A 13,155-nucleotide genomic window follows, 5' to 3' on the forward strand; every position below is an offset into this window, starting at 1 on the left:
TGTCCCACGAAACCGAACACGCACCCCCCGTCGCCTCCATGGCGCGGTCGCTCGCCCGCGTCCCCGGTGTGGTCGGGGTGATGCTCGGCGGCAGCCGGGCACGCGGTGCGCACCGCCCCGGCTCCGACTGGGACCTCGGCGTGTACTACCGCGGCGAACCGGACGTGGCGGCGCTGGCCGCGCTCGCCGCCGAGGCGACGGGCGCCCCGGTCGAGGTCGCCGGCCCCGGCGGCTGGGGGCCCTGGGTGAACGGCGGGGCGTGGTTGCGCGTCGACGGCGTGCAGGTCGACTGGATCCTGCGGGACCTGGACCGTGTGCGGCGGGTGTGGGACGACTGCCGCGCCGGCCGCTACGAGGTGGGCGTGCAGGCCGGCCATCCGCTGGGCTTCTGGTCCCCGGTGTACGCCGGTGAGGTCGCCCTCGGCAGGGTCCTGGCCGACCCGGCGGGCGAGCTGACCGCGCTGCGCGAGGCCGCGCGGGTCTACCCCGAACCGCTGCGCCGGGCGCTCGTCGAGGCCTCCTGGGAGGCGGACTTCCTCGTCGCGAACGCCCGCAAGTCCGCGGGCGCCGGGGACGTCCTGCACGCGGCGCTGTGCCTGTCCCGGGCGGTCGGGGTGCTGACGCAGTCGCTCCACGCCCACCACCGCGTGTGGTGCCTCAACGAGAAGGGGGCCCTCGCCGCGGCGGACGCCCTCCCGGACACCCCGGCGGGCTTCCACGCCCGCGCCGAGGCGGTGCTGGCCGGCCTCGGCGACCCGGTGGCCGCGGTGGAGGACGCCTCGGCCCTGGTCGCGCGGGTGCGCGCGGCGCTGGCCTGACCGGCGGGAAAACCCGATGGCCGCGGCCGTCCCGGTCTGCGTAACCTCGCGGCATGAGCGCGAAGAAGCCGCTTGTCGCGATCCTCAGCGGCGCGGGCATCTCCACCGATTCCGGCATCCCCGACTACCGCGGCCCGAACGGTCTGTGGCGGCGCGACCCCGAGGCCGAGAAGCTCGTGACGTACGAGCACTACATGGCCGATCCCGAGGTGCGCCGCAGGTCGTGGCTGATGCGCATGGAGGGCCCGGCACTGGAGGCGCGGCCCAATGCCGCGCACGAGGCGATCGTCCGGCTGGAGCGGTCGGGCGTGCCCGTGCGCGTGATCACGCAGAACGTCGACGGACTGCACCAGATGGCGGGCCTGCCCGAGCGCAAGGTGCTGGAGCTGCACGGCACGGCCCGGGCCGTGGTGTGCACGCGGTGCCACGACCGGACGTCCATGGACGCGGCGCTGGCCCGGGTCCGGGCGGGCGAGCCGGACCCGGCGTGCGGGGAGTGCGGCGGGATCCTGAAGTCGGCGACCGTCATGTTCGGGCAGCGGCTGGACCCGGTGGTCCTGGGCAACGCGATGACCATCGCGAAGGGGTGCACGGTCCTCGTCGCGGTCGGCACCAGCCTGCAGGTCCAGCCGGCCGCGTCGCTCGCCGGGATGGCGGCGGAACACGGCGCGCGACTGGTGATCGTCAACGCCGAGCCGACACCGTACGACGCGATCGCGGACGAGCTGGTGCGCGAGCCGATCGGGAGCTCGCTGCCCGCGCTCCTGGACGGGATCGCCCGGGAGGCCGCGGCGGGCTGACGCGCGTGCCCCCGGACGGCGAGCGTCCGGGGCACGGCTGTGACGGCTCCGCCGAGGGTCTACCAGCGGTGGTGGACCTGTGCGCGGATGCTCCGGTCGTACAGGTCCCGCACGGCGTCCAGCGTGCTCTGCGGCAGCGCCGGCAGGGCGGCGGCCTCGGCGTTGGCGCGGGCCTGCTCGACGGAGCGGGCACCGGGGATCACGGTGGTGACGCCGGGCTGCTGGATGATCCAGCGCAGCGCGGTCTGGGCCGGAGTGGCGCCCTCCGGGGAGAGGGCGGTGAACTCGGCGGCGGCCTCCAGGCCGGTCGCGTAGTCGACGCCGGAGAAGGTCTCGCCCTGGTCGAAGGACTCGCCGTGCCGGTTGTAGGTGCGGTGGTCGTCGGCGGGGAAGACCGTGTCCTTGGTGTAGCGGCCGGACAGCAGGCCGGAGGCGAGGGGTACGCGGGCGATGATGCCCACCCCGGCCTCGGCGGCGGCCGGCAGCACCTGCTCCAGGGGCTTGAGCCGGAAGGCGTTGAGGATGATCTGCACGCTCGCGACGCCCGGGCGGGCGATCGCCGTCAGCGCCTCCTCGCAGGTCTCGACGCTGACGGCGTAGGCCGCGATGCGCTGCTCCTCGACGAGGGTGTCGAGGGCGTCGAAGACGGCGTCCGAGGAGTAGACGGCGGTCGGCGGGCAGTGCAGCTGCACGAGGTCGAGGGTCTCGACGCCCAGGTTGGCCCGGGAACGGTCGTTCCAGGCGCGGAAGTTGTCGAGGACGTAGTTCTCGGGGACCTGGGCGACCCGGCGTCCCATCTTCGTGGCGACGAAGATCCCGGCGTCCGGGCGCTCCCGCAGGTAGCGGCCGATCAGCTGCTCGCTGCGTCCGTCGCCGTAGACGTCTGCGGTGTCGAAGAGGGTCACGCCCTCCGCCACGGCCGCGTCCAGGACCGCGAGTGCGTCCTCCTCGCGGACCTCACCCCAGTCGGCGCCCAGCTGCCAGGTGCCGAGACCCACGACGGACACCTTGCGGCCCGTCCTGCCCAATACGCGCTGCTCCATGCCCTCGATGCTAGTCGCTGCCCCGCCGGCCGCGACCGACGGGGCGGGGCCCGCATCGGGCACTACCGGCGGGCGGCCTCCTCCAGGTGACGGCGCACGGCGCGGGCCGCGTGGTGGCCGGACATGCCGTGGACACCGGGTCCGGGCGGGCTGGCCGAGGAGCAGAGGAAGACCCCCGGGCGCGAGGTGCTGTACGGGTTCCACTTGGGCCTGGGGCGGAAGGCCGTCTGCAGGCCGGCGAAGGCCCCGCTGCCGATGTCGCCGCCGATGTAGTTGGGGTTGCGGGCGGCGAGGTCGGCCGGTCCGCTGACCGCCCGGGCGAGGACGAGGTCCCGGAAGCCGGGCGCGAAGCGCTCGATCTGCCGCTCGACGGCCTCGGTGGCGTCGCCGCTCCAGCCGTTGGGCACGTGCCCGTACACCCAGAAGACGTGCTTGCCCTCGGGAGCGCGCCCGGGGTCGACGACGCTGGGCTGGGCGGCGATCAGGAACGGGGTCTGCGGCGGCCGGCCGCGCACCGCCCGGTTCAGGGCGTCGCCGATCTCGCCGAAGGTGGGCCCGATGTGCACGGTGCCGGCGCGCCGGGCGTCGGCGGCGGTCCAGGGCACGGGGCCGTCCAGCGCGTAGTCGATCTTCCAGACGGCCGGTCCGTAGCGGTAGTTCCGGTACGCGTCGCCGAGCCCGGCGATGCGCGCCAGCGCGGTCGGCGAGGTGTCGAAGACGTACGCGCGCGCCGGCGGCAGCTCGTCGAGCTTGCGGACCATGACGCCCGTGTGGATCGTGCCGCCGAGCAGCCGCAGGTAGGAGGCGAGGGCGTCGGCGATCGACTGGGAGCCGCCGCGCGGCACCGGCCAGCCGACGTCGTGGCCGGCGACGGCGAACATCAGCGCCGTCGCGCCGGTGAGCGGGCTGGTCAGCGGCGCGATGGCGTGGGCGGCGAGACCGGCCAGCAGCCCGCGCGCCTTCTCGTCGCGGAACAGCCGGGCGAGCACGGCCACCGGCGGGAGCCCGGTCAGCCCGAAGCTCGCGAAGCGCAGCGGGTCGCGGGGCAGGCCCCGCCACTGGGGGCGCAGGAAGTCGTGGGCGAGGGTCGGCCAGCGGCCGACGTACGGGGCCAGGAGCCGGCGGTAGCTGCCCGCGTCGCGCGGCCCGAGCGAGGCGGCGGTCGCGCCGACGGTGCGGGCCAGCACCGCCGCGGTGCCGTCGTCGAAGGGGTGGGCGAGCGGCAGCTCCGGGTGGAGCCACCGCAGTCCGTGCTCGGCGAGCGGCATGGCGTTGAACGCGGGCGAGCCGGCGCCGAACGGGTGCACGGCGGAGCAGGGGTCGTGGCGGAAGCCCGGCAGGGTCAGTTCCTCGGTGCGGGCGCCGCCGCCGACCTGGTCGGCGGCCTCGAAGAGCTCCACCGAGTGGCCGGCGCGGGCGAGTTCGACCGCGGCGGTCAGGCCGTTGGGGCCGGCGCCGACGACGATGACGTCCGTGACGCGGGTCCTGCTCATCGGTCACCCGCCATGAGGTCGACGACCCGTCGCGCGGTCGCCTCGTCGCGCGCCACGGAGAAGGGGAAGGCGTTGCCGCCGCCGATCCGGAAGGGCACGCCCTCGGCGGTGACGCTGGCCCCGCCCGCCTCGGCGACCAGCAGCACGCCGGCCGCGTGGTCCCAGGGCGACTCCCAGGTGAAGGCGACGGCGTCGATGGCGCCCCGGGCGACCTCCAGGTAGTCCAGCCCGGCGCAGGTGCACTGGCGGGTCTCGAGGCCGTCGGTGCCGAGGCCCTCGAAGCGGCGCCGCTCCTGTTCGTCGAGGAAGGCGAACTGCGAGGTGGCCACCTTGAGCGCGGACCCGTCGACGTCGTGCGCGGTGCGGATCGGCTCGCCGTTGAGGAGCGCTCCGCCGCCGAGCCGGGCGGTGGCCATCAGGCCCAGGCGCGGCACGTACGTCCAGGAGGCGTGCACCTCGCCGCCGCGGGCGAGCGCGACCAGTGTGGCGAACTCGGGCCTGCCGGCGACGAAGTTGGCGGTGCCGTCGACGGGGTCGACGATCCACACCGGGGCGTCGCCGCCGATGCGGCGCAGGATGCCGGGGTCGGCGTGCACGGCCTCCTCCCCCACCACGACGGAACCGGGCAGCAGCGCCGGCAGCTCCTCGGCGAGCCGCAGTTCCGCCTCGCGGTCGGCGACGGTGACCAGGTCCCCCGGTCCGGTCTTGTGGCTGATGTCGGCGGCGCCCAGCTGCCTCCAGCGCGGCACGACCTCCGCCTCGGCGGCCGCGCGCACCGTGCCCTCGACCGCCTTGAAGAGTGCGTCATCGATCACTCCTCCATCAGACCAGATCGGCCGCGGCGACGCGCACCCGCCGTGGCTTTGGCGGGTTCACGCCGTCCGCGCGGCGGGCCCCGCCTTCCGCATCAGGGCGGCGTACAGCACGAACGAGGTGACCAGGCCCACCGCCCAGCCGTAGTCCGCGAGCGGCTTCAACGGCGGGATCAGGCCGTCGACGGGGAACGGGCCCTGTCTGCGGCCCTCGGCGTCGACGGTGGAGTACGAACCGCCGACCGCCAGCAGGCCGCCGACGACGAGGGCGAGCACCGCCCGCCAGTTCCAGCCGCGGTGGTACCAGTAGCGTCCGGCGCCCGCCTCGTACAGCTCGGCCAGCGCCAGGTGCGTGCGCCGGACGAGCCAGTAGTCGGCGATGAGCACGCCGGCCACGGTGCCGAGGACGCCGCCGACGACACCAAGCCAGGTGAAGATGTACAGCTCGGGGGTGGAGGTCAGTTTCCAGGGGAAGATCAGCACCCCGACGACGCCGGTGATCAGGGCGCCGGTGCGGAAGTCGACGTGCCGGGGTGCGAGGTTGGACAGGTCGTACGCCGGTGAGACCACGTTGGCCGCGATGTTGACGCTGAGGGTGGCCACCAGCACCGTGACCAGGGCGTAGAGCAGGCCGACGACGTTGTCGGTCTTGCCGGCCAGCTCGACCGGGTCCCAGATGGCCTCGCCGTACACCGCCTGGGATCCGGAGGTGACGAGCACCGACAGGACGGCGAAGAGGGTCATCGTCGTGGGCAGGCCGAGCGACTGGCCCCAGACCTGGGCGCGCTGTCCGGCCCCGAAGCGGGTGAAGTCGGGGATGTTGAGGGAGAGCGTCGACCAGAAGCCGATCATGCCCATGAGGGCGGGGAAGAAGACCTTCCAGAAGTCGCCGCCCCAGCCCAGTCGCGAGGGCTGGTCCAGCAGGTGGCCGAGGCCGCCGGCCTTGTTCGTGATCCAGACCAGCAGGACGACGGCCCCGACCAGGACGAAGGGCGCTGCCCAGTTCTCGAAGCGGCGCAGCGTCTCCATGCCCCGGTAGATGATGGCGAGTTCCAGCACCCAGAAGGCGAGGAAGCAGACCCACAGCGTCCACGGGTAGCCCGCCACGTGCGCGGCGCCCGCCCAGCCTCCCCAGATCTTGCCGAGCAGGACGAAGATGCCCTGGCCGCCGATCCACGTCTGGATGCCGAACCAGGCGCAGGCCACGGCGGCGCGCAGCATCGCCGGGAGGTTGGCGCCGCGCACCCCGAACGAGGAACGCGCCAGCACCGGGAACGGGATGCCGTACTTGGGGCCCGCGTGCCCGGTGAGCAGCATCGGCACCAGCACGAGGACGTTGGCGAGGGCGATGGTGAACACCGCCTGCTTCCAGTCCATGCCGAGGGCGACCAGACCGGAGGCGAGGGTCCAGGAGGGGATGTTGTGCGCCATCCCGATCCACAGGGCGGTGAAGTTGTAGGTGGTCCAGTGCCGGTCCGCGATGGGGATCGGCAGGAGGTCCCGGTTGGCGTACCGGCCGTGCGGCGCGGCCGCGTCGAGGCGGAGCTCGACGCGGCCGTCGGGGTGCGTGATCTGGGCGGGCGGCGTGGGGGCCGGCATCGGCGGGGTGCACCCCCTCAGCCGCGGAGCGCGGGGATGACGGTGGAGCCGTAGGCGTCGATGGTGGACTCCTTGGCGTCGTGCATGTCGTAGACCGCGAACTGGTCGACGCCGAGGGCCTGGAGGGCGCGCAGCTTCTCGACGTGCTGCTCGGCGGTGCCGATGAGGCAGAAGCGGTCGACGATCTCGTCGGGGACGAACGCGGTGTCGGGGTTGCCGGTGCGGCCGTGGTGCGAGTAGTCGTAGCCCTGACGGGACGCGATGTAGTCGGTGAGTTCCCCGGGCACGGACGCGGAGTGCTCGCCGTACTTCGCCACGAGGTCGGCGACGTGGTTGCCGACCATGCCGCCGAACCAGCGGCACTGCTCGCGGGCATGGGCCAGGGCCTGCGGGGAGTCGTCCTCGGTGACGTACGCCGGAGCCGCCACGCACACCTTCACCTCGGCCGGGCCGCGGCCGGCGGCGACCGCGGCCTCCTTGACCGCCTTGACCATCCACTCCGTCAGGTAGACGTCGGCGAGCTGCAGGATGAACCCGTCCGCCTTCGCCCCGGCGACCGCCAGCGCCTTCGGCCCGTACGCCGCCATCCACACCGGCAGTTCCGCTCCATCCTTGATCCAGGGGATGCGGACGGTCGTGCCGCCGAGGTCGGCCTCGCGGCCTTCGGCGAGCTCGCGGATGACGTGCATCGCCTCCTCGATGCGGGCGAGGGTGTTGGGCTTGCGGCCCGCCACGCGCATCGCCGAGTCGCCCCTCCCGATCCCGCAGATCGTCCGGTTGCCGAACATCTCGTTCAGCGTGGCGAAGGTCGACGCGGTCACCTCCCAGGTCCGCGTCCCCGGGTTGGTGACCATGGAGCCGACGACCATCCGCTCGGTCCGCGCCAGGATCTGGCTGTAGATGACGAACGGCTCCTGCCACAGCACGACCGAGTCGAAGGTCCAACCGTGGCTGAAGCCGTTGCGCTCGGCGCGCCGCATCAGCTCCACGACCCGCTCGGCGGGCGGGTCCGTCTGCAGGACGAGTCCGAAGTCCATGGGTCCACGCGCCTTTCTCAGACGAGGTACTGGCAGGTTCCGCGCGGGGTGTACTGGCCGTGTCCCGCCCGTCCGACGTACTCCCGGCCGTCGATGACGGGCTCGCCGCGGGACAGGACGGTCTCCACGCGTCCGGTGACCCGCTTGCCCTCGTAGGCCGAGTAGTCGACGTTCATGTGGTGGGTGGCCGCGGAGATGACCTGCTCCACGCCCGGGTCGTAGACCACGATGTCGGCGTCCGCACCCGGCGCGATCGTCCCCTTGCGCGGGTACAGACCGAACATCCGCGCCGGCGTCGCACACGCGATCTCGATCCACCGGCGACGGCTGATGTGCCCGTCCACCACCGCCTGGTGCAACAGGTCCATCCGGTTCTCCACCCCCGGCAGACCATTGGGGATCTTCGAGAAGTCACCCCGCCCCAGCTCCTTCTGCCCCACGAAGCAGAACGGGCAGTGATCCGTCGACACCACCTGCAGATCGTTCGTCCGCAACCCCCTCCACAACACCGCCTGGTGCTCCTTCGGCCGCAACGGCGTCGAGCAGACGTACTTGGCACCCTCGAAGTCCGGCTCCGCCAGGTTGTCCGTCGACAGGAACAGGTACTGCGGGCACGTCTCACCGAACACGTTCAGCCCCTCGTCCCGGGCGAGGGCGATCTGCTCGACGGCCTGCCGGGCGGAGACGTGCACGACGTAGAGCGGGGACCCCGCGACCTGGGCCAGCCGGATCGCGCGGTGGGTCGCCTCGGCCTCCAGCAACTCCCGCCGCACCTCACCGTGGTAGCGGGGATCGGTCCTCCCCGCCGCCAACGCCTGCTCGACCAGCACGTCGATGGCGATCCCGTTCTCCGCGTGCATCATCACCAGGCCGCCGTTGCCGGCACCCCGCTGCATCGCCCGCAGGATCCTGCCGTCGTCGCTGTAGAACACACCGGGATAGGCCATGAACAACTTGAAGCTGGTGACGCCCTCCTCGACGAGGATGTCCATCTCCTTGAGGGTGTCCTCGTTGACGTCGGAGAGGATCATGTGGAAGCCGTAGTCGATGGCGCACTGGGCGTCGGCCTTGGCGTGCCAGGTGTCCAGGCCGGAGCGCAGCGACTCGCCCACCGACTGCACCGCGAAGTCCACGATCGTCGTCGTCCCGCCCCAGGCGGCGGCCCGGGTACCGGTCTCGAAGGTGTCCGAGGCGAAGGTGCCACCGAAGGGCAGCTCCATGTGGGTGTGCGCGTCCACCCCGCCAGGGATGACGTACTTCCCGGTGGCGTCGATGACGCGATCGGCCGACGCGGTCCAGCCCTGCGCCGGGTCGGAGTCGTGCGTCGCGAGGGCGGCGACCCGGCCACCCTCGACGAGGACGTCGGCGTGGACCTCCTCCGCGGCCGTGACGACCAGTCCGCCCCGGATGACGATGCGGCTCATGCTCCCACTCCTTCCAACGGCTGAGGGCGGGGTCCCGGAAACCTCGATGCCATGTCGGAACGGCTCTACGCACGTAGACCCCGCCATGGTGGAGAACGTATGACCGGTCACCCACGGTGGCAATACCGCTGCTCTCCATCGACGGGATCGACGGGGACGATCGCTCCTCCTCCACGCCGCCGTACGGCGAACGCTCACAATATGTCACGAACCGGGCGTTCGAGTCTGTAGGCGACGAGGTGCGAAATCGCATTGCCTCCGCCGCGTCCGCGCCGCGACGATGGGCGGATGGAGGCATCCGCATGCGGCTGAGGCTGCGTCACTTCCGTCCGCGTACCGGCCCGGTGGAGCACCGGATCGTGCAGCCGTGGCATCCACCGCGCCACACGGCGCTCACCGATCCCACCGGGTACGGCTTCCTGGTCGGCGACCACGCGGGACTCTCGGCCCTCGCCGGGCTGTTCTCCTTCGTGGCCTGCTCGCGGCGGACCCTCGTCCATGTGCCGCTGCGCGACGGCGTCATCCTGGGCGCTGAGGCGTTCGTGGACGCGTGCGGCGGCCGCGTGGACCTCGTCCTGGTCCACCACTCACTGGGCCTGCGGGTGAGCGAGTGGCCCCGGCTGCGCCGCGGGCTCACCGGCGGGGTCCCCCTGACGGTCCGTACGGACGAGGCGCGCACGCAACGCGACGCCGACGCCTGGTGGAGGCGGCACGGGCACGCGGACGCCCGCGACCGGCTGCGGCCGGTCAGCCACGCCCGGACGCTGTTCCTCGTCGGCAGCCGCGGCACGTTCTCCTCCGCCGCGACGCAGCTGGCGTGGGCGGCCGGCCAGGGACCGCGTCAGAAGGGCGTGGTGAAGGGCCGCATGGCCGTTGTCGAGCAGCTCACACCGCTGCTGGAGCACACGGGCCGCGGGCGCGGGCCCGAGCTCGACGTCGCCTTCACGGCGTACCCGCCATACGCCCACTTCCGCCGGCCGGGCCGTCCGCGCCGGGGCGACGTGCCCTCCCCCGCTTCCACCGGGCCGCGGGCGGCACAGCCATGAGGTTCGCGACGTTCAACGTGCTCCACGGCAGGCCGATCACCGATGGCAGGCCGGTCCCCTTCCCCGGCGGGACGGCCGCCGGGGAGCCGCTCGCCCGGGCCGTCGCGTCGCTGGACGCCGACGTCCTCGCGTTGCAGGAGCTGGACCGCTTCCAGGAACGGTCCGGCGGGCTGGACCAGGCCGCGGTGGCCGCGGCGGCGTCGGGCGCCCGGGACTGGCGTTACGCGTCCGCGGTGCACGGCCGCTCGGTGCCGGGCACGGGATGGGTGCCCGATCCGGCCGAGCCGGGGCTGCGCGTGTACGGGCCGCGGGACGCCGCTCAAGGCGACGGCCCGCCGTCGCACGGGATCGCCCTGGTCACCCGGCTTCCCGTACGGGAGTGGCGGGCCCGGCGGCTGTCCCCCTCGCCCGTGGGGGTGCCCCTGCGAGTGCCCGGGGTCGCCGGGCTGCGGATGATGTCCGACCAGCCGCGCTGCGCCCTGGCGGCCGTCCTGGAGGGGGCGCGCGGCCCGTTCACGGTGGTCGCGATGCACCTGTCGTTCGTCCCCGGCTGGAACGTGGGCCAGTTGGTGGCGGTCCGCCGCTGGATCGCCGGGCTGCCCCGGCCGCACCTGCTCCTGGGCGACCTCAACCTGGTGGGACCGGTGCCGCCGCTGGTGCTGGGCGGTGCCTGGCGGACGCTGGCCCGGAGGCGTACCTACCCCTCGCACCGTCCCGTGGTGCAGTTCGACCATGTGCTGGCGGCCGGGGTCGGGCGGGCCGCCGTGCGCTCCGCGCGGGCGCCGGCCGTACCGGTCTCGGACCACCGTCCGCTCGTCGTCGACCTGGAGCCCTGACGGCGGCGCGGCGGGCGCGGGGCCGCGCCCCGCGCCCGTGGCGCACCGTGCTGTGCCGTGCCGTCAGACCGGTCCGTCGCCCAGTTCGCTCTGCGCCTGCTTGAGCGCCGACTCCAGGATCGAGGCGCCCTCCTCCGCCTCCGCGACGGTCAGGGAGAGCGGCGGGGCGATGCGCAGCGCGTCGCCGGCCCGGCCGCCCTTGCCGATCAGCAGGCCGCCCTCACGCGCCGCTTCGAGGACCACGCCCGCGGCGGCCGGCGTGGCCAGCTCGACGCCCAGCATCAGCCCGCGGCCGCGCACCTCGCGCACCACCGGGAGCCCGGCGGAGATGGCCTCCAGCCGCGACTTGAGCAGGCCGCCCACGCGCCGGGCGTTGCCCTGCAGGTCGTGGTCGAGGAGGTACTGCAGGTTGGCCAGCGCGCCGGCCGTGGTGATGGGGCTGCCGCCGAACGTGGAGATGGAGTTGGCGGAGAGGCAGTTCATCACCTCGGCGCGGGCGACGACGCCGCCCATCGACATGCCGTTGCCGACGCCCTTGGCGAAGGTCAGGACGTCCGGCGGGCCGGAGCCCTCGTGTGCCTGCCAGCCCCAGAAGTGCTCACCGGTCCGGCCCCAGCCGGTCTGCACCTCGTCGGTGATCCACAGGATGCCGTGCCGGTCCAGGACCTCCTTGAAGGCGGCCAGCAGCCCGTCGGGGCCCGAGGTGAAGCCCCCGACGCCCTGGACCGGTTCGGCGATCAGGGCCGCGACCTGGCCGTTGGCCTGGCCGAGGATGTCCTCCAGGTCCGCCACGCACGCGGTCGTGAACTCGGCGTCGGACAGGTGCGCGTAGGGACCGCGGTGGCGGACGCCGCCGTGCACGTACAGCGTCTGCAGCGGCGACAGGCTCGTCGGCGACCAGGAGGTGTTGCCGGTGATGCCGATCGCCGAGAAGGAACGCCCGTGGTAGCTGTTGCGCAGCGCCAGGATCTGGTTGGACTTCCGGTAGGTGGTGGCGAGCAGCAGCGCGGTGTCGTTCGCCTCCGTGCCGGAGGTGGTGAAGAAGACCCGGGCGTCCGGGATGCCCGACAGGCGGGCGATGCGCTCGGCGAGGTCGACGGCCTGCGAGCTGAGGTAGAGCGTGGAGGAGTGGAGGATCCTGCCGGCCTGCTCGCGGATCGCGGCGGTGACCTCCGGCAGGGCGTGGGCGGTCATGGTGGTGAGGATGCCGCCGAAGAAGTCGAGGTACTGCCGTCCCTCGGCGTCCCAGACGTGGCGGCCCTCGCCGTGGGTGATCTCGATGGGCTCCCGGTAGTACGTCGCGAGCCACTGCGGCATCACGGCCCGGTGGCGGGAGTGGAGCGCGGCGTGCGGGTTCTCGGTGATGGTCATGGACGTGTTCACGCCTCCGTCAGGGTGCCGTAGGCGTCAGGGCGGCGGTCCCGGTAGAAGGCCCACTGCTGGCGCACCGCGGGGATCAGGTCGAAGTCCAGGTCGCGCACGATCAGCTGTTCCTCCTTGTCGGAGGCGACGTCGCCCACGAACTGGCCGCGTGGGTCGACGAAGTAGGACGTTCCGTAGAAGTCGTTGTCGCCGTAGACCGGTTCCTGGCCGACCCGGTTGATGGCGGCGACGAAGTACTCGTTGGCGACGGCGGCGGCCGGCTGCTCCAGTTGCCACAGGTACGAGGAGAGCCCGCGGTGGGTCGCCGAGGGGTTGTAGACCAGTTGCGCACCGGCGAGGCCGAGCGCCCGCCAGCCCTCGGGGAAGTGGCGGTCGTAGCAGATGTAGACGCCGACCTTGCCGACGGCCGTGTCGAAGACCGGCCAGCCCAGGTTGCCGGGCTTGAAGTAGTACTTCTCCCAGAAGCCCTTGACCTGCGGGATGTGGTGCTTGCGGTACTTGCCCAGGTAGCTGCCGTCGGCGTCGATCACGGCGGCGGTGTTGTAGTAGAAGCCGTCCTGCTCGATCTCGTAGACCGGCACCACCGTCACCATGCCCGTCTCCCGGGCGAGGGCCTGCATGCGCTGCACGGTCGGGCCGTCCGGCACCCGTTCGGCCCACCGGTAGTTCTCGGCCTCCTGTACCTGGCAGAAGTACGGGGCGTTGAACACCTCCTGGAAGCCGACCACCCGGGCGCCCTGCGCGGCCGCCTCGCGGGCGTGCTCCTCGTGCTTCGCGATCATCGACTCGGTGTCACCGGTCCACGTCGCCTGGACGAGCGCGGCGCGTACGACATTGGGCATGACAGCTCCTTTGACGCGAGGT

At 73.0% G+C, this 13,155-nt stretch carries 12 protein-coding genes; 4 read left to right on the plus strand and 8 right to left on the minus strand.

What is annotated here, in order from left to right:
• The first annotated feature begins 38 nt into the window (after window positions 1–38).
• Window positions 39–818: a DUF4037 domain-containing protein gene (locus ACZ7MY_RS12755; protein WP_499601990.1), complete on the plus strand. Its 780-nt coding sequence runs from the start codon at window positions 39–41 to the stop codon at window positions 816–818.
• Window positions 819–871: 53 nt separating this feature from the next.
• Window positions 872–1,618 (plus strand): SIR2 family NAD-dependent protein deacylase, encoded by a 747-nt coding sequence (locus ACZ7MY_RS12760; RefSeq protein WP_499601407.1) that lies wholly within the window; start codon window positions 872–874, stop codon window positions 1,616–1,618.
• A gap of 59 nt (window positions 1,619–1,677) precedes the next feature.
• Here ACZ7MY_RS12760 and ACZ7MY_RS12765 read toward each other — a convergent pair whose 3' ends face one another.
• From ACZ7MY_RS12765 to hydA, 6 genes are all read right to left on the minus strand, one after another.
• Entirely contained in the window at window positions 1,678–2,661 is a 984-nt protein-coding gene (locus ACZ7MY_RS12765; RefSeq protein WP_499601408.1) for an aldo/keto reductase, read from the minus strand.
• A 62-nt stretch (window positions 2,662–2,723) separates the two neighbouring features.
• Window positions 2,724–4,154, minus strand: a complete 1,431-nt coding sequence (locus ACZ7MY_RS12770; RefSeq protein ID WP_499601409.1) for a phytoene desaturase family protein — start codon at window positions 4,152–4,154, stop codon at window positions 2,724–2,726.
• Window positions 4,151–4,969, minus strand: coding sequence for an inositol monophosphatase family protein (locus ACZ7MY_RS12775; RefSeq protein WP_499601410.1), 819 nt, complete (start codon window positions 4,967–4,969; stop codon window positions 4,151–4,153). Before ACZ7MY_RS12775 ends, ACZ7MY_RS12770 begins: the two co-directional genes overlap by 4 nt.
• 57 nt (window positions 4,970–5,026) lie before the next feature.
• Complete coding sequence (locus ACZ7MY_RS12780; protein WP_499601411.1) at window positions 5,027–6,565, minus strand: NCS1 family nucleobase:cation symporter-1; 1,539 nt, start codon at window positions 6,563–6,565, stop codon at window positions 5,027–5,029.
• A 17-nt stretch (window positions 6,566–6,582) separates the two neighbouring features.
• The gene (locus ACZ7MY_RS12785) at window positions 6,583–7,602 is read right to left on the minus strand and encodes a TIGR03842 family LLM class F420-dependent oxidoreductase (protein ID WP_499601412.1); all 1,020 of its coding nucleotides are present in this window, start codon (window positions 7,600–7,602) and stop codon (window positions 6,583–6,585) included.
• A 17-nt stretch (window positions 7,603–7,619) separates the two neighbouring features.
• On the minus strand, window positions 7,620–9,026 hold the full coding sequence (hydA, locus tag ACZ7MY_RS12790; protein ID WP_499601413.1) for a dihydropyrimidinase: 1,407 nt from the start codon (window positions 9,024–9,026) through the stop codon (window positions 7,620–7,622).
• Window positions 9,027–9,328: 302 nt separating this feature from the next.
• Between hydA and ACZ7MY_RS12795 the strand changes: the two genes are divergently transcribed.
• A complete protein-coding gene (locus ACZ7MY_RS12795; protein ID WP_499601414.1) occupies window positions 9,329–10,072 on the plus strand; it encodes a hypothetical protein in 744 nt (247 codons plus the stop codon).
• Window positions 10,069–10,908: an endonuclease/exonuclease/phosphatase family protein gene (locus ACZ7MY_RS12800; protein ID WP_499601415.1), complete on the plus strand. Its 840-nt coding sequence runs from the start codon at window positions 10,069–10,071 to the stop codon at window positions 10,906–10,908. The genes ACZ7MY_RS12795 and ACZ7MY_RS12800 overlap by 4 nt, the downstream gene beginning before the upstream one ends.
• Before the next feature lie 63 nt (window positions 10,909–10,971).
• Here ACZ7MY_RS12800 and ACZ7MY_RS12805 read toward each other — a convergent pair whose 3' ends face one another.
• Both ACZ7MY_RS12805 and ACZ7MY_RS12810 read right to left on the minus strand, forming a co-directional pair.
• The gene (locus ACZ7MY_RS12805; protein WP_499601416.1) at window positions 10,972–12,279 is read right to left on the minus strand and encodes an aspartate aminotransferase family protein; all 1,308 of its coding nucleotides are present in this window, start codon (window positions 12,277–12,279) and stop codon (window positions 10,972–10,974) included.
• A gap of 8 nt (window positions 12,280–12,287) precedes the next feature.
• Complete coding sequence (locus tag ACZ7MY_RS12810) at window positions 12,288–13,133, minus strand: nitrilase-related carbon-nitrogen hydrolase (RefSeq protein ID WP_499601417.1); 846 nt, start codon at window positions 13,131–13,133, stop codon at window positions 12,288–12,290.
• Window positions 13,134–13,155: the final 22 nt, after the last annotated feature.

This window comes from Streptomyces sp. NPDC111520, assembly GCF_055635295.1.